This is a genomic window from Roseateles saccharophilus (genome assembly GCF_031458095.1).
GTDB lineage: Bacteria > Pseudomonadota > Gammaproteobacteria > Burkholderiales > Burkholderiaceae_C > Pelomonas > Pelomonas saccharophila_A.
Window position 1 is genome coordinate 575,854 of the sequence record NZ_JAVDXU010000004.1, and the last position, 22,064, is coordinate 597,917.

The 22,064-nt window shown below is 69.3% G+C and carries 22 protein-coding genes; 10 read left to right on the forward strand and 12 right to left on the reverse strand.

Features of this window, described 5'->3' with window-relative positions:
* Nucleotides 1-8 precede the first annotated feature (8 nt).
* From kdpC to kdpF, 4 genes are read right to left on the reverse strand one after another with little or no spacing between them, the layout of a single operon-like run.
* On the reverse strand, nt 9-593 hold the full coding sequence (gene kdpC, locus J2X20_RS25270; RefSeq protein WP_310271425.1) for a potassium-transporting ATPase subunit KdpC: 585 nt from the start codon (nt 591-593) through the stop codon (nt 9-11).
* Between the two features lie 3 nt (nt 594-596).
* Nucleotides 597-2,648: a potassium-transporting ATPase subunit KdpB gene (gene kdpB / locus J2X20_RS25275; RefSeq protein ID WP_310271427.1), complete on the reverse strand. Its 2,052-nt coding sequence runs from the start codon at nt 2,646-2,648 to the stop codon at nt 597-599.
* Nucleotides 2,645-4,441: a potassium-transporting ATPase subunit KdpA gene (gene kdpA, locus J2X20_RS25280; protein WP_310271430.1), complete on the reverse strand. Its 1,797-nt coding sequence runs from the start codon at nt 4,439-4,441 to the stop codon at nt 2,645-2,647. Before kdpA ends, kdpB begins: the two co-directional genes overlap by 4 nt.
* A complete protein-coding gene (kdpF, locus tag J2X20_RS25285) occupies nt 4,438-4,530 on the reverse strand; it encodes a K(+)-transporting ATPase subunit F (RefSeq protein WP_310271432.1) in 93 nt (30 codons plus the stop codon). Before kdpF ends, kdpA begins: the two co-directional genes overlap by 4 nt.
* Before the next feature lie 292 nt (nt 4,531-4,822).
* Between kdpF and J2X20_RS25290 the strand changes: the two genes are divergently transcribed.
* The gene (locus J2X20_RS25290) at nt 4,823-5,557 is read left to right on the forward strand and encodes a substrate-binding periplasmic protein (RefSeq protein ID WP_310271435.1); all 735 of its coding nucleotides are present in this window, start codon (nt 4,823-4,825) and stop codon (nt 5,555-5,557) included.
* Here the strand turns inward: J2X20_RS25290 and J2X20_RS25295 are convergent.
* From J2X20_RS25295 to J2X20_RS25305, 3 genes are all read right to left on the reverse strand, one after another.
* Nucleotides 5,541-6,242 carry a riboflavin synthase subunit alpha gene (locus J2X20_RS25295; RefSeq protein WP_310271437.1) on the reverse strand — a complete coding sequence of 234 codons (702 nt, stop codon included), beginning with the start codon at nt 6,240-6,242 and terminating at the stop codon, nt 5,541-5,543. The two genes, J2X20_RS25290 and J2X20_RS25295, sit on opposite strands and share 17 nt — an antisense overlap.
* A gap of 50 nt (nt 6,243-6,292) precedes the next feature.
* A complete protein-coding gene (locus J2X20_RS25300; RefSeq protein WP_409034201.1) occupies nt 6,293-7,501 on the reverse strand; it encodes an ammonium transporter in 1,209 nt (402 codons plus the stop codon).
* Nucleotides 7,502-7,632: 131 nt separating this feature from the next.
* A complete protein-coding gene (locus J2X20_RS25305; protein WP_310271440.1) occupies nt 7,633-8,001 on the reverse strand; it encodes an ArsC family reductase in 369 nt (122 codons plus the stop codon).
* Nucleotides 8,002-8,025: 24 nt separating this feature from the next.
* Between J2X20_RS25305 and J2X20_RS25310 the strand changes: the two genes are divergently transcribed.
* Both J2X20_RS25310 and J2X20_RS25315 read left to right on the forward strand, forming a co-directional pair.
* A complete protein-coding gene (locus tag J2X20_RS25310; protein WP_310271443.1) occupies nt 8,026-8,757 on the forward strand; it encodes a leucyl/phenylalanyl-tRNA--protein transferase in 732 nt (243 codons plus the stop codon).
* The gene (locus J2X20_RS25315) at nt 8,754-9,488 is read left to right on the forward strand and encodes an arginyltransferase (protein ID WP_310271445.1); all 735 of its coding nucleotides are present in this window, start codon (nt 8,754-8,756) and stop codon (nt 9,486-9,488) included. The genes J2X20_RS25310 and J2X20_RS25315 overlap by 4 nt, the downstream gene beginning before the upstream one ends.
* On the opposite strand, the gene J2X20_RS25320 is transcribed toward J2X20_RS25315, so the two are convergent.
* Both J2X20_RS25320 and J2X20_RS25325 read right to left on the reverse strand, forming a co-directional pair.
* Nucleotides 9,485-10,747, reverse strand: coding sequence for a pyridoxal-dependent decarboxylase, exosortase A system-associated (locus J2X20_RS25320; protein WP_310271448.1), 1,263 nt, complete (start codon nt 10,745-10,747; stop codon nt 9,485-9,487). The genes J2X20_RS25315 and J2X20_RS25320 overlap by 4 nt on opposite strands.
* Nucleotides 10,744-12,333, reverse strand: coding sequence for an acyl-CoA ligase (AMP-forming), exosortase A system-associated (locus tag J2X20_RS25325; RefSeq protein ID WP_310271450.1), 1,590 nt, complete (start codon nt 12,331-12,333; stop codon nt 10,744-10,746). Before J2X20_RS25325 ends, J2X20_RS25320 begins: the two co-directional genes overlap by 4 nt.
* A gap of 105 nt (nt 12,334-12,438) precedes the next feature.
* Here J2X20_RS25325 and J2X20_RS25330 point away from each other — a divergent pair, with 105 nt between their 5' ends.
* From J2X20_RS25330 to J2X20_RS25360, 7 genes are read left to right on the forward strand one after another with little or no spacing between them, the layout of a single operon-like run.
* Nucleotides 12,439-12,693: an acyl carrier protein gene (locus J2X20_RS25330; RefSeq protein WP_310271453.1), complete on the forward strand. Its 255-nt coding sequence runs from the start codon at nt 12,439-12,441 to the stop codon at nt 12,691-12,693.
* 17 nt (nt 12,694-12,710) lie between these two features.
* A complete protein-coding gene (locus tag J2X20_RS25335; RefSeq protein ID WP_310271457.1) occupies nt 12,711-13,895 on the forward strand; it encodes a DegT/DnrJ/EryC1/StrS family aminotransferase in 1,185 nt (394 codons plus the stop codon).
* 19 nt (nt 13,896-13,914) lie between these two features.
* Entirely contained in the window at nt 13,915-14,940 is a 1,026-nt protein-coding gene (locus J2X20_RS25340; RefSeq protein ID WP_310271458.1) for a GNAT family N-acetyltransferase, read from the forward strand.
* The gene (locus J2X20_RS25345; protein ID WP_310271460.1) at nt 14,937-15,749 is read left to right on the forward strand and encodes a hydrolase 2, exosortase A system-associated; all 813 of its coding nucleotides are present in this window, start codon (nt 14,937-14,939) and stop codon (nt 15,747-15,749) included. Before J2X20_RS25340 ends, J2X20_RS25345 begins: the two co-directional genes overlap by 4 nt.
* Nucleotides 15,746-16,618, forward strand: coding sequence for a hydrolase 1, exosortase A system-associated (locus J2X20_RS25350; protein WP_310271462.1), 873 nt, complete (start codon nt 15,746-15,748; stop codon nt 16,616-16,618). Before J2X20_RS25345 ends, J2X20_RS25350 begins: the two co-directional genes overlap by 4 nt.
* Nucleotides 16,615-17,343, forward strand: coding sequence for a tetratricopeptide repeat protein (locus J2X20_RS25355; RefSeq protein WP_310271464.1), 729 nt, complete (start codon nt 16,615-16,617; stop codon nt 17,341-17,343). The genes J2X20_RS25350 and J2X20_RS25355 overlap by 4 nt, the downstream gene beginning before the upstream one ends.
* Before the next feature lie 7 nt (nt 17,344-17,350).
* Entirely contained in the window at nt 17,351-18,265 is a 915-nt protein-coding gene (locus tag J2X20_RS25360) for a glycosyltransferase family 2 protein (protein ID WP_310271467.1), read from the forward strand.
* Nucleotides 18,266-18,276: 11 nt separating this feature from the next.
* Here J2X20_RS25360 and J2X20_RS25365 read toward each other — a convergent pair whose 3' ends face one another.
* From J2X20_RS25365 to J2X20_RS25375, 3 genes are read right to left on the reverse strand one after another with little or no spacing between them, the layout of a single operon-like run.
* Nucleotides 18,277-19,389 (reverse strand): glycosyltransferase family 4 protein, encoded by a 1,113-nt coding sequence (locus J2X20_RS25365; RefSeq protein ID WP_310271470.1) that lies wholly within the window; start codon nt 19,387-19,389, stop codon nt 18,277-18,279.
* A 4-nt stretch (nt 19,390-19,393) separates the two neighbouring features.
* Nucleotides 19,394-20,818, reverse strand: a complete 1,425-nt coding sequence (locus J2X20_RS25370) for a GMC oxidoreductase (RefSeq protein ID WP_310271473.1) — start codon at nt 20,816-20,818, stop codon at nt 19,394-19,396.
* Nucleotides 20,815-21,855: an NAD-dependent epimerase/dehydratase family protein gene (locus J2X20_RS25375; RefSeq protein ID WP_310271476.1), complete on the reverse strand. Its 1,041-nt coding sequence runs from the start codon at nt 21,853-21,855 to the stop codon at nt 20,815-20,817. Before J2X20_RS25375 ends, J2X20_RS25370 begins: the two co-directional genes overlap by 4 nt.
* Between the last annotated feature and the right edge of the window lie 209 nt (nt 21,856-22,064).

Genomic DNA, 22,064 nt, shown 5'->3' on the forward strand with positions numbered 1-22,064 from the left:
CGAAGAAGTCATTGTGCGGTCATCGTCGCATGCTCCAGGGCCAGATTGAGCGCCAGCACGTTGACGCGTGGCTCGCCGAGAAAGCCGAGCCAGCGGCCTTCGGTGTGCTGGTCGACCAGGGCACGCACGCGCTCCACCGGCAGGCCGCGCACGCGGGCGACGCGAGCGAGCTGGTAGTCGGCGGCGGCGCGGCTGATGTGGGGATCCAGGCCGCTGGCCGAGGCCGTGACGAGATCGACCGGCACGGGGGTGGTGTTGCCGGGATCGGCGGCGCGCAGGGCCTCGACGCGTACCTTGACCGCATCGGTCAGCGCCGGCGCCGTCGGCGCCAGGTTGGAGCCCGCGGAATTGGCCGCGTTGTAGGGCATGGGCGCGGTGGCCGAGGGGCGGCTCCAGAAGTGGCCAGCGTCGGTGAAGCTCTGGCCGATCAGCTCCGAGCCTGCCGGCTTGCCGTTGTCGACGAGCAGGCTGCCATTGGCGGCATGCGGGAACAGGGTCTGCGCAACGCCGGTCACGAGCAGCGGATAGGCCAGGCCGGTGACGAGGCTGAGCAGGACGAAAAGGGTCAGCGCGGGGCGGAGTTGGGTGTTCATGATTCAGGCGAGGTGAAGGGCCACGAGCAAAACATCGATGGCCTTGATGCCAATGAAGGGGACGATGACGCCGCCCAGGCCGTAGACGAGCAGGTTGCGGCGCAAGAGTGCTGCGGCGCCGATGGCGCGGTAGCGCACGCCTTGGAGCGCCAGCGGGATCAGCACCACGATGATCAGCGCGTTGAAGATGACGGCGCTGAGGATGGCCGAGCTGGGGCTGGCCAGGTGCATGACGTTCAGCGCCGCCAGCTGCGGATAGGTCGACACGAAGGCCGCCGGCAGCACGGCGAAATACTTGGCCAGGTCGTTGGCGATGCTGAAGGTCGTGAGGGACCCGCGCGTCATCAGCATCTGCTTGCCGGTCTCGACGATCTCGATGAGCTTGGTCGGGTTGCTGTCGAGGTCGACCATATTGCCGGCCTCCTTGGCGGCCTGGGTGCCGGTGTTCATCGCCACGGCCACGTCGGCCTGGGCCAGGGCCGGGGCGTCGTTGGTGCCGTCGCCGGTCATGGCCACCAGCCGGCCCTGGGCCTGCTGCTCGCGGATCAGCGCCAGCTTGGCCTCAGGCGTGGCCTCGGCAAGGAAGTCGTCCACGCCGGCTTCGGCGGCGATGGCCGCGGCCGTCAGGCGGTTGTCGCCGGTGACCATGACGGTCTTGATGCCCATGCGGCGCAGCTGGGCGAATCTCTCCTTGATGCCGGGCTTGACGATGTCCTTCAGCTCGACAACGCCCAGCACTTGCACGCCATCGGCCACCACCAGCGGCGTGCTGCCGCGGCGGGCGGCTTCGTCGACGCTGGCCTGCACGCTGGCGGGCCAGCGGCCGCCGAGGGCTTCGACATGGGCGCGCACAGCGCTGCCGGCGCCCTTGCGGATCTGGCGCTCGCCCAGGTTCACGCCGCTCATGCGCGTCTGCGCCGTGAAGGGCACGAACTCGCCGCGCTCGGCGGTCGTGGCCGGGCCGAACTTGCGGTCGGCCAGAGCCACGATGCTGCGGCCCTCGGGCGTCTCGTCGGCCAGCGAGGCCAGGCGGGCGGCGTCGGCCAGGTGCGCCTCGCTCGTGCCGTCCAGCGGCCAGAAGGCGTCGGCCTGGCGGTTGCCCAGGGTGATGGTGCCGGTCTTGTCCAGCAGCAGCACGTCGACGTCACCGGCGGCTTCCACCGCACGCCCGGAGGTGGCGATGACGTTGGCCTGCAGCATGCGGCTCATGCCGGCCACGCCCACGGCCGACAGCAGGCCGGCGATGGTGGTCGGGATCAGGCAGACCAGCAGCGCGACGAGCACCAGCAGGCCGACCGGCTCGCCCGCGCCGGCCACGGCGACGCTGAATTGCGAGAAGGGCAGCAGCGTGGCGACGACGCCGAGGAAGATCAGCGTCAGCGCCACCAGCAGGATGGTCAATGCGATCTCGTTAGGCGTCTTCTTGCGCTTGGCGTTCTCGACCATGGCGATCATGCGGTCGACAAAAGTCTCGCCCGGGTTGACGGCCACGCGGGCCACGACCCAGTCGGACAGCACGCGGGTGCCGCCCGTCAGCGCCGAGAAGTCGCCGCCGCTCTCGCGGATGACGGGGGCCGACTCGCCGGTGATGGCGCTCTCGTCCACCGAGGCGACGCCGTCGACGACCTCGGCATCGGCCGGCACGACGTCGCCGGCCTCGATCAGCACCCACTCGCCCTTGCGCAGCGTGCCGGCCTCGCGCGGATGCCACTTGAGCCCGTCGCGCGCGGTACCGGCGCGCCAGCCATCGACGACCTTGGCCCAGGTCTCCTTCTTGAGGCCGCGCAGCGACGCCGCCTGGGCCTTGCTGCGCCCTTCCGCCAGCGCCTCGGCGAAGTTGGCGAACAGCACGGTGAACCACAGCCACAGCGTCACCGCGATGACGAAGCCGCCGGGCTGGGCCAGGGTCAGGGCCGTCGTCAGCGCACTGCCGATGTAGACGACGAACATCACCGGGTTGCGCAGCTGGACACGCGGGTCCAGCTTGCGCACGGCATCCACCAGCGCCGAGCGGGTCAGCGCGGGATCGAACAGGGAAAAGCCAGCGCGGTTCATCGAATGCTCCAGAGGGTCAGGTGCTCGACGACAGGTCCCAAGGCCAGCGCCGGCACATAGTTCAGCAGGCCGACCAGGATCACCACGCCGATCAGCAGGGCGATGAAGAGGGGGCCATGGGTGGGCAGGGTGCCCTCGCCTGCCACGAGGCGCTTCTTGGCCGCCAGCGATCCGGCCAGGGCCAGCACCGGCACGATGACGCCGAAGCGGCCGATCCAGATCACCAGGCCCAGCAGCAGGTTGTAGAAGGGTGTGTTGGCCGACAGGCCGGCGAAAGCGCTGCCGTTGTTGTTGGCCGCGGACGAGAAGGCGTAGAGCACCTCGCTGAAGCCGTGCGCGCCGGGCGCCGAGATGCCGGCGCGGCCGGGCTCCATCAGCACCGCCAGCGCCGTGCCACCCAGCACCGCCAGAGGCACCAGCAGGATGGCCAGCGAGACCATCTTCATCTCATGCGCCTCGATCTTCTTGCCGAGGTATTCGGGCGTGCGGCCGATCATCAGGCCAGCGATGAAGACGGCCAGCATGGCGAACACCAGCATGCCGTAGAGGCCCGAGCCGACGCCGCCGAAGATGACCTCGCCGAGCTGCATCAGCACCAGCGGCACGGCGCCGCCCAACGGCGTGAAGCTGTCGTGCATGGCGTTGACGGCGCCGCAGCTGGCGGCCGTCGTGATGGCGGCGAACAGCGACGAGGCCTCGATGCCGAAGCGCACCTCCTTGCCTTCCATATTGCCGCCGGCTTGGGTCGCGCTGAGGGCCGCGTCGACGCCAAGGGGCGGCAGGCGCGGGTTGCCGGCCTGCTCGGCCGCCGTGGCCACGACGACGGCGACGGCAAAGATCAGCACCATCGCCCCGAGCAGGGCCAGGCCCTGACGCATGTCGCCCACCTGGCGGCCCATGACGAAGCACAGCGCCGCCGGGATCAGGAAGATGGCCAGCATCTGCAGCGCGTTGGTCGCGGCGCTGGGGTTCTCGAAGGGATGGGCCGAGTTGGCGTTGAAGAAGCCGCCGCCATTGGTGCCCAGCATCTTGATGGCCAGCTGCGAGGCGACCGGACCGAGGGCGAGCGTCTGGGTCTGGCCCTTCTTGTCCTCCATGACGGGCTGGCCGTCGGCGCCCTTCAGCGGCTGGCCGGCGGCATCGAGCTTGGCCTCCTGCCAGCTCTGGGCTTCGACGGTCGCCACCTCCTGGTAGGGCTTGAGGGTCTGCACGACACCCAGGCCGGCGAGAACGATGGCGAACACCAAGGACAGCGGCAGCAGCACCCACAACGTGGCGCGGCTCAGGTCGGTCCAGACATTGCCGATGGCCTGCAGGCCGTGGCGGGCAAAGCCGCGCAGCAGGGCCATGACGACGGCCAGGCCGGTCGCGGCGGACAGGAAGTTCTGCACCGTCAGCGCCAGCATCTGCGTCAGATAGCTCATCGTCGTCTCGCCGCCATAGCCCTGCCAGTTGGTATTGGTGACGAAGCTGACGGCGGTGTTGAAGGCCGAGTCCGGCGACACCGGGCCGAAGCTCTGCGGGTTCAGCGGCAGCAGATGCTGCAGGCGCTGCAGCGCGTAGACGGCGACGACGCCAAGGGCATTGAAGAGCAGTAGGCCCAGCGCGTAGCGCAGCCAGCTCTGCTCGGCGCTGGCATCCACGCCGGCCAGCTTGAGAAGGCCGCGCTCGACGCGACGCAGCCATTCGATGCGCCCTTCCATGACGGCGTGGATCCAGCGTGCCAGCGGCCAGGCCAGCGCGAGCAGCACGACGAGAAAGGCGATCAACTGCATCCAGGCTGAGGCACTCATGACAAGTCCTCCGGGAACAGCAGCGCCCAGAACAGATAGCCCACCAGCGCGACGACGAGGGCGGCGGCAGCGATTTCGAAGCCACTCATGACTTCCTCCTCGAAGCACTGTCCGCCCCCAAGGCCGGCTGCGTGCCGGCCTGCCCCCCGAGGGGGGTCAGCGACCTAGGGGCGGCCCGGCGCCCGCTGATGTCGCAGCCCCAGGCCGCGAGCCCGGTCAACAGCGCGAGAACCGCGCCCAGACCCAGAAAAACGATGTCCATGACACCTCCATTGCGATGGAAGTCATTCTGGAAATCGGGCCGTCAAAGCGCCGACAAGAAGGCGGCGGGCGGCATCAAGAAAGCATCAAGATGCCGGGCGGCGCTTCCTAGAATCGGCCATGACCTCAAAGCACGAGCCCGGCCGCCGTCAGGCCCTGGCTCTGGCGCTTGCAACCGTGGTGTTGCCCGCGCGGGCCGCGCCCCTGGTGCCGCTGTTTGTCGGCACCGGCCCGCCCTCTGACCAGACGCCGCAGATGCTGGCCTGGCTGGCGACGCAGGCGGGCCTGGGCTGGGACTACCGCCCCACCCCGTGGCTGCGCGCGCAGAAGCTCACCGCGGCCGGCGAAGGCGTCATGTACGGCCTCAGCCGCACGCCCAGGCGGGAGAAGGAGCTGCTGTTCAGCCTGCCCATCTGGACCAACCACACCTGGGCCGTCGTCCGCCGTGGCGAGGAGGCTTCGATACGCCGCTACGGTGACCTGGACGGCCAGGCCGTCTGCTGGGCGCGCGGCTCCAGCTATGGGGAGCTGTTCAGCCAGGCCGGCCTGGGGCGCATGAAGGCCCTGGAAGCCAACGACGACGACACGGCCCTGCGCATGGCGGCGGCGGGACGTTGCCGCGCGGCGCTGATCACGCTGGAGACCGGCGACGCCACCCTCGCCGCCCGCCATCCGGCCCTGGCCGGCATGCAGGGACGCGGCCTCGTCCTGGTCCCCGTGGCCATGACGACCACCTCGCTGCATTTCGCGACCGGCCTCAACAGCCACTGGACCTGGGTGATCGACAGGATCGACCGCGTCGTGGCGCGCTCGCGAACCGAGCTCGACCGGCTGAGGCTCAGCGCGGCAGAGTGAGCTGGGTCAGCTCGATGCCGCGCTCCTTGGCGATGGCCTCGAGCACCGGCAGCAGCGGCCCCAGCTTCTCGTCCAGCGCATCGCGCACCGTGTCGACGACGACTTGCGTGCTGCGCTCGATCTCGATGTGCACCGCGTCGCCGACATCCTTGGCGCCGAAGGTGGTCATGCGCAGGGTCTCGGGGATCAGCCAGACCTCGAACCAGCCCGAACCGTCGCGCTCGCGATGCGCCTCGGCGACCGTCAGGCTGCAGCCGTTGACGCCGATGTATCCCTTGGCGAAGACATAGCGCATCCACGGTGCCGGCAGGGCAAAGCGGATGACGTGGTTGTTGTCGGGCTTGCGGATGGCCGCGATGCGGGCCGACACGTCGACATGGCCGGACAGCGGGTGGCCGCCGATCTCGACGCCCTCGCGGGCCGCGCGCTCGACGTTGAGCCCGGAGCCCACCATCAGGCCGCCCAGCGTCGTCAGGCTCAGCGTCTGCGCCATCACGTCGAAGCTCGCCACATCGGGTGCCGGCCTCTCGGTGACGGTCAGGCAGACGCCGTCGCAGGAGACGCTGGCACCAATTGCCAACTCGTCATCGAAGCCCTGGGGGAACTTCAGGTGCAGGGTGTGCAGGCCCTCGCGGGCCTCGATGGATTCGACGCGGGCGACGCCCTGGACAATGCCTGTGAACATGGGAAGAAAAAGGCCTCCGCGGAGGCCTCGGGAACTGCGTTCGGACCAGCTTACCAGTTGGCCTCACGGTCCGGTGTCGCTCCGATCTTGTGGATGGACAGGTCGGCGCCCTCGAACTCCTGCTCGGCATCCAGCCTCAGGCCGGTGATCTTGCGGATGACGCCGTAGACGACGATGCCGCCGATCAAGGCCCAGGCCACGCCGCCCAGGGTGCCGATCAGCTGGGCGCTGAAGGACACGCCGCCAATGCCGCCGAGAAACTGCTGGCCGAAGACGCCGCAGGCGATGCCGCCCCAGGCGCCGCACAGCCCATGCAGGGGCCAGACGCCCAGCACATCGTCGATCTTCCAGCGGTTCTGGGTCAGGGTGAAAAACTGCACGAAGACCCAACCCGCGATGCCGCCGGTCACCAGCGCCCCCAGCGGATGCATGACGTCGGAACCCGCGCAGACCGCCACCAGGCCGGCGAGCGGGCCGTTGTAGGCAAAGCCTGGGTCGTTGCGGCCCAGCAGCACGGCCACCAGCGTCCCGCCGGCCATGGCCATCAGCGAATTGACGGCGACCAGGCCCGACATCTTGTCCAGGGTCTGGGCGCTCATCACATTGAAGCCGAACCAGCCCACGGTCAGCACCCAGGCGCCCAGGGCCAGGAAGGGAATGCTGGAAGGCGGATGGGCGCTCATCGCGCCGTCCTTGCGGTAGCGGTTCAAGCGCGGACCCAGCAGCAGCACGGCCGCCAGGCCAATCCAGCCGCCAACCGCATGGACGACGACGCTGCCGGCGAAGTCATGGAACTCGGCGCCCGTGGCGGCCTTCAGCCAGGCCTGGATGCCAAACGCCTGGTTCCAGGCGATACCCTCGAAGAACGGGTAGACGAAGCCGACGATGACGGACGTGGCCGCCAGCTGCGGGCCGAAGCGGGCCCGCTCGGCGATGCCGCCCGACACGATGGCGGGAATGGCCGCCGCAAAGGTCAGCAGGAAGAAGAACTTGACCAGCTCATAGCCGTTCTTCTGCGCCAGCGCTTCGGCGCCGACGAAGAAGTGCGTGCCATAGGCGACCAGATAGCCGACCAGGAAATAGGCCAGCGTGGACACGGCGAAGTCCACCAGGATCTTGACCAGGGCATTGACCTGGTTCTTCTTGCGCACGGTGCCCAGCTCCAGGAAGGCAAAGCCCGCATGCATGGCGAGCACCATGATGGCGCCCAGGAGGATGAAGAGCGCGTCCGCGCCCTGCTTGATCGATGTCGTCTCCAACGCTGTCTCCGGCCGGCGGCTCCAGACTTGGGCGACATGCACCAAGCCGAGCCAAACCGCACCGAAATTGCAAATTCAATGCCCGCTTTTAAGGCGTGAATTCGCCGCCGCAGGGCACCACAAACAAGCGCTCAGCTCTTCTTTGGTGCACTCAATGCACTCTTCTCGAACTTTTCTGCACTGAATCCGAGCGTCCAGTGGCCGTCCGGCCAGCGCACGACGGGCCGCTTGATGACGCTGGGTTCGGCCAGCATCAGCGCCGCGGCCGAGGCGTCGTCCACCACCGCAGCCTTGGCTGCATCGTCCAGCTTGCGCCAGGTATTGCCGGCACGATTCACGATCCTGTCGCGGCCAAAGGCCTGGATCCAGGCCGGCAGCAGCTCGGCGGGAACGCCCTGCTTCTTGAAGTCGTGGAAGGCGACTTCCAGGCCATGCTCGGCCAGCCAGGTGCGGGCCTTCTTGACGGTGTCGCAGTTGGGAATGCCATAGACGGTGATCATGGCGCGCACCGTACCATGGGCCTCATGATCGACTGGCTGAACGAGGAGACCCTCGACTTCCCGCCTAGCCGTCGCGCTCTCGGCCCCGAGACCGACGCGCCGGGCCTGCTGGCCGCCGGCGGCACGCTGAGCCCCGAGCGCCTGGAGGCCGCCTACCGCCACGGCATCTTTCCCTGGTATGGCCCTGGCCAGCCGCCATTGTGGTGGGCACCCGACCCGCGCATGGTGCTGCAAACGCGCGACTTCAAGCTGTCGCGCTCGCTGCGCAAGACGGTCCAGCGCTTTGCAACCACGCCAGGCTGCGAGATCCGCATCGACTTTGATCGCGCCGTCGTGCTCAAGGCTTGCGCCAGCGTGCCGCGCGAAGGCCAGTCGGGCACCTGGATCGTCCCCGAGCTGCAGGCCGCCTACCTGGCCTGGCCGGCCATGCACAGCATCGAGACCTGGATGGACGGCGAACTCGCCGGCGGCCTCTACGGCGTCAACCTGGGGCGGATGTTCTACGGCGAATCCATGTTCATGCGCCGCACCGACGCCTCCAAGATCGCCCTGTGCGCCCTGATCTGCCTGTGCCGGGAATTCGGCATCCCCTGGATCGACTGCCAGCAGAACACCCCCCATCTGGCGTCCCTGGGTGCGGCAGAAGTCCCACGGGCGGCCTTCGAGGACCATCTGGCCACGCATGTGGGTGAGGCTGCGCCCGGGCCCTGGACCTATCATCCGGACTACTGGCACCGGATCCTCGACCTCAAGTGACCCACCCCAAAGAACTGCCGCTCGCGCAGATCCAGTTCTATGCCACGGCCGCCTACCCCTGCAGCTACGTGCAGGGTCGCCAGGCGCGTTCCCAGGTCGCCACGCCCAGCCACCTGATCCACGCCGACGCCTATTCCAACCTCGTCGCCGCGGGTTTCCGCCGCAGCGGGCTGTTCACCTACCGCCCCTATTGCGACCAATGCCGCGCCTGCATCGCCCTGCGCGTGCCGGTGGCCAGCTTCGAGCCCACCCGCTCTCAGCGCCGCGCCTGGAAGGCGCACCGCCATCTGCAGGCCAAGGTCATGCGCCTGGGCTATTCGCCCGAGCATTACGCCCTCTATCTGCGCTACCAGGCCGGCCGGCATTCGGGCGGCGGCATGGACCACGACAGCGTCGACCAGTACACCCAGTTCCTGCTGCAAAGCCGCATCAACTCACGCCTGGTCGAGTTCCGCGAGACGATGCCCGACGGCAGCACGCCGCTGCGCATGGTCTCCATCCTGGACATCCTCAACGACGGCCTGTCGGCGGTCTACACCTTCTACGACCCCGACGTGGCCGGCAGCCTGGGCACCTATGGTGTGCTGTGGCAGATCCAGCAGGCCAAGGAACTGAAGCTCAGCCATCTGTATCTGGGCTACTGGATCGAGGAGAGCCCCAAGATGGCCTACAAGGCGGGGTTCCGGCCGCACCAGATCCTGCAGAACGGGATCTGGACGGACGCCGCCTAGACCAGCACCTCGACGCAGGCCGGATGGCCGAGGAAGCCCTCGGGGCTGGCGCTGCGGCCATAGGCGCCGCTCTGATAGACCAGGGCCAGGTCGCCGATCTCGCCCTTGGCCATGTCCATGCGGTCGGCCAGCAGGTCCAGCGGCGTGCACAGGGGGCCGACGACGCTGGCGGCCTCGGTCGCTGCCTCGCGCCGGCCTTGAGGCTCCACGGAGGCCGGGTAGTTCTTGCGCAGCACCTGGCCGAAATTGCCCGAGGCCGACAGATGGTGGTGCAGGCCGCCGTCGGCAATCAGGAAGACCTGGCCGCGCGAGACCTTGCGGTCGACCACGCGGCTGACATAGACACCGGCCTCGCCAACCAAATAGCGGCCCAGCTCGATGACGAGCTTGGCGGCCGGCAGATCGGCCTTGGCGCGCGCTTGCAGCGCGGCGAGGTTGTCGGCGATGGGCGCCAGGTCCAGGCGCGTCTCGCCCGGGAAATAGGGAATGCCGAAGCCGCCGCCCAGGTTCAGGAACTTGACGGGTGAAGGCGCGGCCTCGGCCAGGCGCAGGGCCAGCTCATAGCTCTTCAGCTGGGCCTCGCAGATGGCCTCGGCCTTGAGGTTCTGGGAGCCGGCGAAGAGGTGGAAGCCTTCAAAGGCGAGCCCATCACCGCTAAGGCGTCCGACCTCGGCCAGCACCTCCGGCAGGGCCTCGGCGTCAATGCCGAACTGCTTGGGGCCGCCGCTCATGCGCATGCCCGAGCCCTTGAGCTCGAAGTCGGGGTTCACGCGCAGGGCCACGCGGGCCGGCAGGCCCAGGCGCTGCGAGGCACGGGCCAGCGGCGCCAGCTCGCGCGCCGACTCGACATTGACGAGCACGCCGGCGGCCACGGCCTGGCCCAGCTCAATATCCCGCTTGCCGGGGCCGGCGAAGCTGATCTCGTGCGGATCGGCGCCGGCATTCAGCGCCACCTGCAGCTCGCCGGCCGAGGCCACGTCGATGCCGTCCACCAGGCCGGCCATCAGCTGGACCAGGGCCGGCATGGGATTGGCCTTCATCGCGTAATGCAGCTCGATGCCCTGGGGCAAGGCCGCACGCAGCTCGGCAACACGCGCCTTCAACAGCCCGCGGTCATAGGCATAGAACGGCGTCTGGCCGACGCGCTCAGCCAGCACGGATAGGCGCTGCCCGCCAACCAGCAATTCGCCGTTCGCGTCACGGGGGAAGAGCACGGGGGCGTGCTCGAGGGCACGCTTGGGGGGAGTGGGTTCGCTCATGCGGGGTGGCGTTCGGCCCAGTCGGTCGACAGGGTCTTGCGGTCGATCTTGCCGTTAGGGTTGCGCGGCAGCGGGCCCGAGCGGACATCAATGCCATGCGGCACCATATAGGCCGGCATGCGGGCCTTGCAGGCGGCGGTCAGGGCGGCCAGGTCCAGCTCGGCAGCGCCTTCCGGCGGCGTGGCGATGACCTGGATGGCCTGACCCAGGGTGTCGTGATAGACGCCGAAGGCCACGCATTCACCGACCAGGCCGGTGGCGTAGAGGATCTCCTCGACTTCGGTGGGGCTGACCCGGTAGCCCGAGGTCTTCATCATCTCGTCGCGGCGGCCGACGAAGTAGAGGAAGCCTTCGGCATCGCGCTTGACCGTGTCGCCGGAAAACACCGCGAACTCGGGCAGCTGCAGCCCGCCTTCGCGGCCGCCGACGCCGACCGGCAGCGGCTTGTAGCGCTCGGCCGTCTTCTCGGCATCGTTCCAATAACCCAGGCCGACCAGGGCGCCGCGGTGCACCAGCTCGCCCGGCTCGTCGGGCGCGCATTCGCTGCCGTCCTCGCGCAGCACCAGGATCTCGGCATTCGGGATGGCCTTGCCGATGGAGTCGGGGCGGCGGTCGACTTCGCCGGGCGGCAGATAGGTCGAGCGGAAGGCCTCGGTCAGGCCATACATCAGGAAGGGTTGGGCCGACGGCGCCTTGGCGCGCAGCAGGTCCAGGGTCGCGCGCGGCATGCGGCCGCCGGTGTTGGCGAAATAGCGCAGGTTCTGGTCGATCGCCGCCGGCCATTCCAGTTGGGTCAGCTGGATGTAGAGGGGCGGCACGGCGGTCAGGCCCGTCACCTTCTCGCGCTCCATGGCCTTGAGCACGTCCTTGGGCAGCAGATAGTTCAGCAGCACGACGCGGGCGCCGCTGTGGAAGGCCGTCGTCAGCTGGCTGAAGCCGGCGTCAAAGGACAGCGGCAGCGCGGCCAGCAGGGTGTCGCTGGCGCGGTTTTCCAGGTAGCTGGCCACGCTCTTGCCGCCCGCCACCATATTGCGGTGGGACAGCACGACGCCCTTGGGCCGGCCTGTGGAACCCGAGGTGTAGAGGATGGCCGTCATGTCGGTGTCGATGACGCGATGGCCGGCGCGGGCGGGTGAAGCCAGCAATTGGGCCCAGTCATGCACCGGCACCGGGGCAGAGCCCGCGCCACTGGTCAGCACCACATGGCGCAGCGACGGGCATTGCGTCAGCACCTCGCCCAACTGGGCCAGGCGCTCCGGCGACGTGACGAGGACGCGCACATCGCAGTCGCGCAGGATGAAACCCACCTGGTCGGGCTTGAGCAGGGGGTTCAGCGGCACGAAAACGCCACCGGCGGCCGGCGCGCCGAAGCTGGCGACGACGGTCTCGAAGCGCTTTTCCAGGTAGATGGCCACCCGCTCGCCGCGGGCCAGGCCCAGCTGCATCAGGCCGCTGGCAAAGCCGCGCACGGCCGCATCCAGCCCCCCATAGCTCAGCGTCGTGCCGCCATAGGTCAGGGCCGGGGCGTCGGGCGTGCGCTCGGCGGCAACGGCCACCAACTCGTGCAGCAGGGTCGATTCAGGCATGAAAAAAGTATCTCACGCGCCCCCGAGGCCGAGGGGTGGCCTCCCCGGAGGCGAGGGGGCGGCCGGCTAAACTGCGCGGCTGCATTTTTGGACGCCAGGCCCCCAATGGAAAACGCCCAAGTGCTCGGCCATGTGCTGAGACTTCTCGACGACGTGCTGAGCCTGAACGGCCGCGCCCAGACCTTCACCCGCGACACCGCCCTGCTCGGCGCCCTGCCCGAGCTGGACTCGATGGCCGTGGTCAGCCTCATCACGGCCCTGGAAGAGCAGCTGGGCCTGGTCGTGGACGATGACGACATCGACGGCGACACCTTCGCCACGGTCGGTTCGCTGGCGGACTTCGTCGCCGCGCGGACCTGACCGGCCCGAGCCCACGGATGAACGCCGACGTCAGCTCGCCTCGCGAGGTCCCGCGGAATCCCGTGCCGGGGCCGCACAACTGGCAGGCTGACGCCAGCGCACAGACACTGCCCTGCCTGCTCGACCAGCCGGGCGCGCTGTTGACCAGCAGTGGCCGCGCGGCCATCCTGCTCGGCCTGGAAAGCCTGGCGCTGGCGCCGGGCCAACGCGTGCTGGTGCCCAGCTACCACTGCCCCACCATGGTATCGCCGGTGCTGACGCTGGGGCATGAGCTGGGCTTCTATCCCATTGACGCCGACGGCCGCCCGAGCCTGGCCTGGCTGGAGCAGCAGGCGCCGGCCGACACGCGCGTGCTGTGCGTGGCGCATTTCTTCGGCCTGCCCCTGGATCTGCGCGATCTGCGCGCCTGGTGCCAGCGCCGCGGCGTGCTGATGCTCGAAGACTGCGCCCATGCCATGTTCGGCCAGGGCGCGGGCGGCGCCGTGGGCGCATTGGGCGACGTCGCCATTGCCAGCCTGCCCAAGTTCTTCGCCGCCCAGGACGGCGGCCTGCTGCTGGTGCGACAGCCGGCCCGGCCGGTGGCGGCACTGCAAGCCGTCGGCTGGAAGAGCCAGCTGAAAGCTTCGCTGGACGCCGTGGAGATCAGCGCGCGCTATGGCCGCCTGGGGCACTGGGGCCTCTGGGCCCGCCCGCTGCTGGCGCTCAAGGGCCTGCTGCGCGGCAGGCGCCCCGTGGCGCCCAGCAGCGCGCCACAACCGGCCCAGTTCGACCCCGCGAGCGACTACGCACGCATCGACGTGAAGCTGTGCCATCGCGCCCCGACGCGCGCTGCCACCCGCGCCGCCCTGCAGACCTCGCGAGGCCGCGTCATCGCCCGGCGCCAGCAGCACTACCGCGCCATGGCCCAGGCCCTGGCCCACCAGGCGGGCATGCGACCGCTGTTCCCGGCCCTGTCTGAACACAGCGCGCCCTATGTGTTTCCGCTTTGGGTCGACGATCCCGACCCCGCTTATCAGGCCTTGAGGACCTTGGGCGTGCCGGTGTCGCGCTGGGACTGGCTGTGGCCCGGCGTGCCGGACCTCGCCGGCGACCAGGGAAAAATCTGGTCGCGCCATGTCCTGCAGTTGCACTGCCATCAGGACATGAGCGACGAGGACCGAAACTGGGTGATCAACGCTCTCCTCACCTACCGCAAGAGTTGACTTGAAAACAAGCTCAAAAATGGACTGGAAACTCGTTCCGGCAAGGCAGCTGGCGGCGTTGGCCGCCAAGTGGGACGCCTTGCAGGCCAAGGCCCTGCCGCATGCTTTCCTGCGCAGCGATTTCCTGCTGTGCCTGCTGGAGCAGTTCGGCCAGGGCCGGGAGTTGCTTGCCTACCGCGAGGATGGTGCCGGCTGGACGGCCGCGCTGTTGATACAGCCCCAGGGCAAGGGCCGCTGGAACAGCTTCCAGCCCTCGCAGCTGCCGCTGGGCCCGGTGCTGCTGCCGGACGATGAAGGCATCGAGGCGGCGCTGCAGTCCCTGCTGCGTGCTCTGCCCGGCGTGGCCCTGAGCGTGGGGCTGACGCAGCTGGACTCCCTGGTTCACGCCGGCCCCTACGAGGGCCCACGGCTGCGCCGCCAGCATTACATCGACACCGCCTGGGTCGACGTCGAGAACGGCTTCGAGGCCTACTGGGAGAGCCGCGGCAAGAACCTGCGCCAGAACACGCGCAAGCAGCTGAAGAAGGTCGAGGCCGGCGGCGCGACGCCGCGGCTGGACATGATCGACACGCCGGAAGGCGTCGCGACGGCCATCAAGCAGTACGGCGTGCTGGAAGCCAGCGGTTGGAAGGCCGAGCTCGGCACCGCGATTTCCGAGGATGGCGCCCAGGGACGCTTCTACCGCCAGGCACTGGAAAGCGCCGCGGCGGCGGGCCGCGCCCGCATCTACCGCTACTGGTTCGGCGACGAGGTCGTCGCGATGGACCTGTGCGTGCACCAGGAGGACTGCCTGGTGATCCTGAAGACGGCCTATCAGCAGGCCCACCAGGCGGTGTCGCCGTCGACGCTGATGCGCGCCGAGGAGTTCAAGCTTCTTTTCGACGAAGGCCGTTTCAAGCGCATCGAGTTCTTCGGCCGCGTGATGGAGTGGCATACCCGCTGGACCGACAACAGCCGCCAGCTCTTCCACCTCACCGCCTACCGCTGGGGCTGGCTCAAGGCGCTGCAGGACTGGCTCAACCGCAGCAAGACGCGAGCAGCTTGAACACCTCCACCGACGTCTTCTTCCTGCCCGCTGGCGATGAGCAGCGGCTGTGCCTCTTCCATGCGCCGGCGCCGGCGTCTGCTGAGCGGCCGCGCGGTCGCGTCCTTTATCTGCATCCCTTCGCCGAAGAGATGAACAAGTCGCGCCGCATGGCGGCCCTGGCCTGCCGGGCCCTGGCCGACGCCGGCTTTGCCGTGCTGCAGATGGACTTGCGCGGCTGCGGCGACTCGTCGGCCGATTTTGGCGATGCGAGCTGGGCAGACTGGCAGGCCGACGTCCGCCTCGGGCTGGACTGGCTGGATACCCGGGCGCCCGGCGTGCCGCAGTGGCTGTGGGGCCTGCGCGCCGGCTGCCTGCTGGCCAGCGCCGACTGGGGACGGCCGCTGAACTATCTGTTCTGGCAGCCGATGACCAACGGCAAGCTGGCCCTGCAGCAGTTCCTGCGCCTGAAGCTGGCGGCGGAAATGGCCAGCGGCGCCAGCAAGGGCTTGATGGAGCAGATGAAGGCCGAGCTGGCCGCGGGCCGCCCGGTCGAGATCGCCGGCTACCGCCTGGGTGCGCCGCTGGCCCTGGGGCTGGAAGCCGCCAAGCTGGCGCCGGCCGGCGCGGCGGGCCGTGTCGAATGGCTGGAACTCAGCACCCGCGAGGATGCCGTGTTGACGCCGGTCAGCGAGCAGGCCATCAAGGCCTGGCAGGACGCCGGCTGGAGCGTTCGCGTCCAGATCGTGCAGGGGCCGGGCTTCTGGGCCACCAGCGAGATCGAGCTCGCGCCGGCCCTGATCGCCCGCAGCGTGGAGGCCCTGGCATGAAGGAAACCGTGCTGAGCTTTGACTGCGAAGGCCAGCGCCTGGTCGGCATCCTGGCCGAACCGGCGAGCGGAGCGCCCGCCGAGGTCGGCGTGGTCATCGTCGTCGGCGGTCCGCAGTACCGCGTCGGCAGCCATCGCCAGTTCACGCTGCTGGCCCGCCACCTGGCGGCCCACGGCGTGGCCGCGCTGCGCTTCGACTACCGCAGCATGGGCGACAGCCCCGGCCGAATCGATGAAAGGCGCGACTTCCTCGGCGTCGACGCCGACATCAAGGCAGCCATCGATGCGCTGCTGGCGGCCCGCCCGGCGCTCAAGCGTGTCGTGCTGTGGGGCCTGTGCGATGCGGCCTCCGCGGCTCTGCTCTACCTGGAATCGAGCGCCGACCCGCGCGTGGCCGGCCTGGCCCTGCTGAACCCCTGGGCCCGCTCCGCCGCGTCGCTGGCGCAGACCCACGTCAAGCACTACTACTGGCGGCGCCTGCGCGAGAAGGAGTTCTGGCTCAAGCTGCTCAAGGGCGGCGTGGGCGCCAAGGCGCTGCGCACCCTGGCCAGCAATCTGCGCCTGGCGCGGGGCGCAGGCAAGGCGGCCTCCGACACGCGCAGCTTCCAGGACCGCATGGCCGCCGGCCTGCGCGCCTTCGACGGGCCGGTGCTGCTGATCCTCAGTGGCGATGACTACACTGCCCGGGAGTTCACTGGTTACGCCCGGTCCTCGGCGGCTTGGGCAGGCCTGCTCGCGCGCCCGACGCTGGAACTGCACGACATGCCGACGGCCGACCACACCTTCTCGACGCTCGCTGATCAGGACGCCCAATGCCACATTTGTTTGGACTGGATGAGTAAAAGATGCCTGGCGCCTCAAATTCCATGACCGCCTGCAAGGCGGTGCTGCCCGCTCTCGCGCTAGCCCTTGCGTTGGCCGCCGGGCCGGCGACGGCCGACGAGCAGCGCCGCATCGCCGTGACTCCCCCGGGCTGCGGCGAGCCCTACAACCTTTACGGCCCCTTCGATTACCGCACTGCCCAGCCCAGCCAACGCCACATCGTCGAGATCGCCCACTTCCCGCGTGGCGTCGAGAACCTCACCGGGGGCGGCACCGGCTCCTTGGGCCATGACATCGGCTATACGCTGGCAGTGTTTCCCAACCATCCGCGCGCCATTCTGACCATGGAGCGGCTGGCGGCTAGGCAGAAGTCCGACCCCCCGTCAGGCGCGGACATGACTGTCGAGTGCTACTACGCGCGCGGCATGCTGTTCTCGCCGGACGACCAGCTCTTTCGCATGCTCTACGTGAGCTATTTGACCCGGCGCGGCCGCCTGGATGAAGCCCAACGCTTCCTCAACTATGTGGTGGAGCAATCGCAGGACAGCCCTCTGACGCAGTTCAATGCCGGCCAGCTGTACTTCGACATGAAGGACTACGACAAGGCCCTGACCCAGGCGCACCGCGCCATGGCCATGGGCATGACCCGGCCCGAGCTGCGCGACCGCCTGGCCTCGGTCGGCCGCTGGAAGGAGCCGGAGGTCGCTGACGCGCCCGGCGCCGCAGCGTCCGCCGCGGCAGCCGCATCGGCCGCATCGCAGACTTCCCGCTGAGCCCTTCATGCCACGCGTCAACATCGTCATCCCCGCCTACAACGCCGAAGCCTTCATCGCCGCTACCGTCCGCTCGGCGCTGGACCAGACCTTCACGGATCTGCAGGTCACCGTCATCGACGACGGCTCCAGGGACGCGACGGCCGCGAATGCCGCGCTGGACGACGCCCGCGTGCGCGTCATCTCGCAGGAGAACCGCGGCATGTCGCGCTCGCGCAATCGCGGCATGGCCGAGGTGGATTCGGAATTCGTGGCGCTGCTGGATGCCGACGACCTCTGGCATCCGGAGAAGCTGCGGCTGCAGCTGCAGGCCCTGCAGGACCGGCCGGACCACGACTTCTGCTACTCGGCCTTCGACGTCTGGCATGGCGAGGCGCGGCCCGACTATTTCGCGCAGCCCCGCCAGGGCAGCATCGACGAATCGCGCTCCGGCTGGATCTACCCCGTGCTGGTGCTGGACAACTACGCCCTGCCCTCCTCCGTCATCTGGCGGCGCAGCGCCTGGGACAGCATGGGCGGCTTCCTGACCGACAACCAGCAGACGGACGACTGGGAGTACCTGGTGCGGGCCAGCACCCAGCACCGCTTCGTGCGCCTGGCCGAGTCCTTCGTGCTCTACCGCCAGCATCCGGTGTCGCTGTCGCGCCGCATCCCGGCCACCAACACCACCGAGATGATGCGCGCCGACCTGATCCGCCGCTTCGGCATGAGCTCGCCGCCCGGCCACGACGTCGACCCCGTCGCGCTGCAGCGCTTCCAGCACAAGGGCTGGGCCAATTTCGCCGACGCGCATTGTGCCAAGGGCGACCTGGCCCTGGGTCTGAAGACCTTTGCCGGCCTGCTGCGCCGCGGCCCCTACCGTGGCGCCACGCTGACCAAGATGGGCAAATCGCTGTTCCGCCGCTGGGTGCCCAACGACTGAAGGGCCATGCCTCAGCGCGCGCCAAAGCGCTGCAGCGTCTCGCGGTAGACCTCGAAATGCCGCTCCACGCTGCGCCGCCACGAGAACTGGCGAGCCCAGGCGGCCGCCCGTGACGCCTTCTCGGCCCGGGCCTCGGCCGGCAGGGCCAGCACCTCGTGCAGGGCGGCCAGCCAGGCGTCGAAGTCCTGCGGCTCGTTCGTCCAGGCCAGCGGGCCGACGAGGTCCACCAGGCTGCTGACGGGGCTGAAGAGCACCGGCGTGCCCGCCGCCTGGGCCTCCACCGCTGGAAAGCCGAAGCCTTCGTAAAGCGTCGGGTAGATGGCGGCTTGCGCACCGCGGTAGAGGGTGACGAGCTCGCTGTCTTCGAGGAAGGGCGCGAAATGCACGCGGCCACTCAACGCCTCGGGGAGATCCTTGGGCGCCGTGCCTGCGCCGAAGCCGCAGCCCACGAGGTGCAGGTCCGCGCGTCCGCTGCGCGCCACCAGCTCCATCGCCCAGCCGAAGCGCTTGCGCTGCTGGGCACCGCCCAAATAGAGCAGGTAGGGCGCGCCGCCCAGTTCCTTTTCCAGCACGGCCGGCAGCGGTACCCGGGCATCGCTGAAGAACTCGTCCGCGATGCCGTGCGGGATGACCGTCAGGCGGTCGGCCACGAAGGGCCAGCGCGCCGCGATGTCACGCCGCGAGGACTCGCTGATGGTGATGACGCCGGCGCAGCGGCGCAGCGCCAGGCTCTGCACGTCGTGCAGGTAGTGGTGGTCCAGGCCTCGGGTGTCCTCTTCCCAGGGCACGGTGTCGTGGATGGTGACCAGGGTAGGCACCGGTTGCCAGATGGGCGCGGTGTTCTCGGCGCAGTGCAGCAGCTGGATGCCCTTGCCGCGCAGGCGCAACGGCAGGCCGAGCTGCTCCCACAGGCGGAAACGGTCACCGCGGAAATTGAAGACGTCGGCCTGCCCCAGCAGGGGCTCGGGCACGCGAAACGGCAGCGCCGGGTCATGGCCGAAGGCGGTCCAGTGGATGTCATCGGCCGGCCGTGTATTGCGCAGGATCTCCTGCACATAGCGGCCGGTGCCGCGCAGATGGCGCACGTTCAGCGTGCGGGCGACCATTCCAACGTGCAGGCTCATGGATTCATTCTCGAGGTCTGGTGGGCGACGGCTGCCGCCGCAAGTGCGCGGCCAGGCGCAGCGCCAGCGCGGCGATGGTCAGGCCGGTGTTGGCGATGCCGCTGGACGGGATCAGCGAGCCGTCGCAGACGTAGAGGTTGGCGACGCCATGCACCCGGCAGTCGGGGTCGCAGACGCCGGACTCGGCATCGGAGGACAGGCGCGCCGTGCCCGAATGGTGGGCGGCGCTGCGCAGGTCGTCCTGCCAGCCGTTGAAGACGCGGCTGCGGCGCGTCACCGGCGCCAGCCAGGCCAGCACGTCATCGACGGCGCCCCGCGCGTCCAGGCGGAACTGCTCGCCCAGATGCCAGCGGCGCACCCTCACCTCCTGGCCCGAGGCCTCGCGGCGGCTCCAGATCGACAGCTCGGGCGCCGTGGGCATCTGGGCGCACAGCAGCAGCGTGTAGTGCCGCGTGGGCAGGTGGATGCCGAACTTGAAGGACAGGATGTCGAGGATGTCGTCCCAGTGCTTGAAGAGCTTGACGTAGTGCAGCGGGTTCCAGGGGTTGCGCCGCAGGTCGTTGAGCACGCTGCCGACGCGCTCGCGGCGGCTGGCCCGGTGGTAGTTGGCCGCCGGCCGCATCTGGAAGGACATGTGCAGGCCATTGCGCTTGACCACCAGCGGCAGGCGCAGGTTGCCGTCGGTGCCCGGCACGCGGTAGTTCCACAGCCGGTACAGCGGCACCGTGACCTCGACCTCGCCGACAAAGCCCATGGGATGGTCTTCGTAGTGGGCCCCGGCGTGGCGCAGCGCCGGCAGCGGCGCGCGCTCGGCGAGCCTTTGCAGCAGGATGGGCGAGCCCAGGCCGCCGGCCGCCAGCAAGAAGACGTCGCCACCGACCTGCCGGCGCTGCCCGCCCTCCTCCACGGTCAGGCTGGCGATGCCGCCAGCCGGGTCCAGCTCGAAATCGACCACGTCGCCGCGCAGGACCTCCAGGCGGCCCTGCAGTTTCAGCGACTCCCACAGGTTGAGCGGCCAGCGCGGGTAATACAGGCCCTGCATCAGGCCCTCGGGCAGGCCCAGGTCACGGTAGCGGCGACGCAGGTCGTCGACGGCAGCGCGCACCTGGGCCAGGCTGGTGTTGGACAGCAGGGGGAAGGCCTGTTCGTAGAAAGGGTCGAGCTCGGTCTTCGGGAAGGGCCAGTGGGCGGAGAAGATCTCCGCGTCAACCTCGATCAGGCCGTTGTGCCAGAGCTGGGTCGTGCCGCCCAGGCCGGCGCCGACGTGGGGCTGGGTGACGGCCGGCAAACCGACGTCCACGACCGGAAAGCGCGGGTCTTCGGCCGAGGCGCCGCGCTCCACCAGCACGACCTCGTGCGTGTCCAGCAGCGCATGGGCCAACACGCAGCCGCCCAGGCCGGCACCGACGATGACCGCGCGCGGCTTCATCGGCCGAGATGGCCTCCGGCGCGCAGCCAGTCGCGGGTCAGGGCCACGCCCTGCTCGAAATCGACCCGCGGCGCCCAGTCGAGCAGGCGCTTGGCCTTGTCGTTGGCGAAGCTGATGGGGAAGGTCTCGCGCAGCACGCGGCCCAGCGGCGGCCAGGGCGCCACGGGCGGCTTCCAGCCGCCCAGGCGCTTGAGCTTGCGCAGCACGCGGGTCGCGATGCCGCCGACGGGCTCGGGCGGATGCTCGGCCCAGTAACGCCTGGCCTCGGCGGAGGACAGGTCGGTGAAGCGCGGCGGCGGCTCCACCATCATCGCGAAGCTGCGGATGAATTCGCCCCACGTGACCGAGCGGTCGCCGTTGATGAACATAGCCTGGCCCAGGGCCTCGTCGCGCACCAGCGCGGCCTCGATGGCGGCGCAGACGTCGTCAACGAACACCGCGTTGCAGACACCCCGGCCGCCGTCGAACAGCGTCACCTCGCCGGCGCGCGCCTGCTGGATGACCTGCTGCTCGAAATGACCTCCAAGCCCGTAGACCACGGTCGGGCGCAGGATGACGGCCCGCAGGTCTCCGCGGTCGATGGCGGCCTGCACGATCTCCTCCTGCTCGGCCTTGGAGTCGGAGTAGTCGTTGTCGTAGCGGCCGATGGTGGCGGTGTCCTCGTGAGCGGCCTCGGGGCCAGGGGCCGGGCCGTGGACGGACATGGTGCTGATGTGCACGAAGCGCTTCACCTTCTGCGCCACGGCCGCCTCGACGAGCCGGCGCGTCGCCTCGGGTCCGCGGTGGCCATGGGCCAGGTGGATGACGGCGTCGCAGCCCTGCAGCGCGCGGGCGGCCTGGCCCGGCGAAAGCAGGTCGGCCACGACGGCCTGGCGGCCCTGGGCTTTCAGGGCAGCCGCGGCCGCCTCGGAACGCGCCATGGCGACATAGGCCTGCTGCCGCCCCTGCGCGTCCAGCCGCTCAAGCAGCCGGCTGCCGATGAAGCCCGTGGCACCGGTGATCAGGCATGGTAGGGGACGCGGGTCGACATTGCTCATGCGATGGAGGCGAAGTTGGAGAAGAGCGCGGCGACGTTTCTCGTCGCCCGAACCGGCCGATCGCGACGGTTTGCGCCTCGCCGTATAGCGCCCCATGATAGGTGACGAGCGCATGCGCACCCTCGGCTGCAGGCTACCGGTTCGTGGGGGCGCCAACCCTAAAGAGACGCCGCTGACGCGAACTACACTTCCCGGCCCCAACGCCCCCG

What these genes read in the sequence shown, in the direction of transcription:
- kdpC (WP_310271425.1), bottom strand. Translation starts at nt 593, where the DNA reads ATGAACACCCAACTCCGCCCCGCGCTGACCCTTTTCGTCCTGCTCAGC.
- kdpB (WP_310271427.1), bottom strand. Translation starts at nt 2,648, where the DNA reads ATGAACCGCGCTGGCTTTTCCCTGTTCGATCCCGCGCTGACCCGCTCG.
- kdpA (WP_310271430.1), bottom strand. Translation starts at nt 4,441, where the DNA reads ATGAGTGCCTCAGCCTGGATGCAGTTGATCGCCTTTCTCGTCGTGCTG.
- kdpF (WP_310271432.1), bottom strand. Translation starts at nt 4,530, where the DNA reads ATGAGTGGCTTCGAAATCGCTGCCGCCGCCCTCGTCGTCGCGCTGGTG.
- J2X20_RS25290 (WP_310271435.1), top strand. Translation starts at nt 4,823, where the DNA reads ATGACCTCAAAGCACGAGCCCGGCCGCCGTCAGGCCCTGGCTCTGGCG.
- J2X20_RS25295 (WP_310271437.1), bottom strand. Translation starts at nt 6,242, where the DNA reads ATGTTCACAGGCATTGTCCAGGGCGTCGCCCGCGTCGAATCCATCGAG.
- J2X20_RS25305 (WP_310271440.1), bottom strand. Translation starts at nt 8,001, where the DNA reads ATGATCACCGTCTATGGCATTCCCAACTGCGACACCGTCAAGAAGGCC.
- J2X20_RS25310 (WP_310271443.1), top strand. Translation starts at nt 8,026, where the DNA reads ATGATCGACTGGCTGAACGAGGAGACCCTCGACTTCCCGCCTAGCCGT.
- J2X20_RS25320 (WP_310271448.1), bottom strand. Translation starts at nt 10,747, where the DNA reads ATGAGCGAACCCACTCCCCCCAAGCGTGCCCTCGAGCACGCCCCCGTG.
- J2X20_RS25325 (WP_310271450.1), bottom strand. Translation starts at nt 12,333, where the DNA reads ATGCCTGAATCGACCCTGCTGCACGAGTTGGTGGCCGTTGCCGCCGAG.
- J2X20_RS25330 (WP_310271453.1), top strand. Translation starts at nt 12,439, where the DNA reads ATGGAAAACGCCCAAGTGCTCGGCCATGTGCTGAGACTTCTCGACGAC.
- J2X20_RS25335 (WP_310271457.1), top strand. Translation starts at nt 12,711, where the DNA reads ATGAACGCCGACGTCAGCTCGCCTCGCGAGGTCCCGCGGAATCCCGTG.
- J2X20_RS25340 (WP_310271458.1), top strand. Translation starts at nt 13,915, where the DNA reads ATGGACTGGAAACTCGTTCCGGCAAGGCAGCTGGCGGCGTTGGCCGCC.
- J2X20_RS25350 (WP_310271462.1), top strand. Translation starts at nt 15,746, where the DNA reads ATGAAGGAAACCGTGCTGAGCTTTGACTGCGAAGGCCAGCGCCTGGTC.
- J2X20_RS25355 (WP_310271464.1), top strand. Translation starts at nt 16,615, where the DNA reads ATGACCGCCTGCAAGGCGGTGCTGCCCGCTCTCGCGCTAGCCCTTGCG.
- J2X20_RS25360 (WP_310271467.1), top strand. Translation starts at nt 17,351, where the DNA reads ATGCCACGCGTCAACATCGTCATCCCCGCCTACAACGCCGAAGCCTTC.
- J2X20_RS25365 (WP_310271470.1), bottom strand. Translation starts at nt 19,389, where the DNA reads ATGAGCCTGCACGTTGGAATGGTCGCCCGCACGCTGAACGTGCGCCAT.
- J2X20_RS25370 (WP_310271473.1), bottom strand. Translation starts at nt 20,818, where the DNA reads ATGAAGCCGCGCGCGGTCATCGTCGGTGCCGGCCTGGGCGGCTGCGTG.
- J2X20_RS25375 (WP_310271476.1), bottom strand. Translation starts at nt 21,855, where the DNA reads ATGAGCAATGTCGACCCGCGTCCCCTACCATGCCTGATCACCGGTGCC.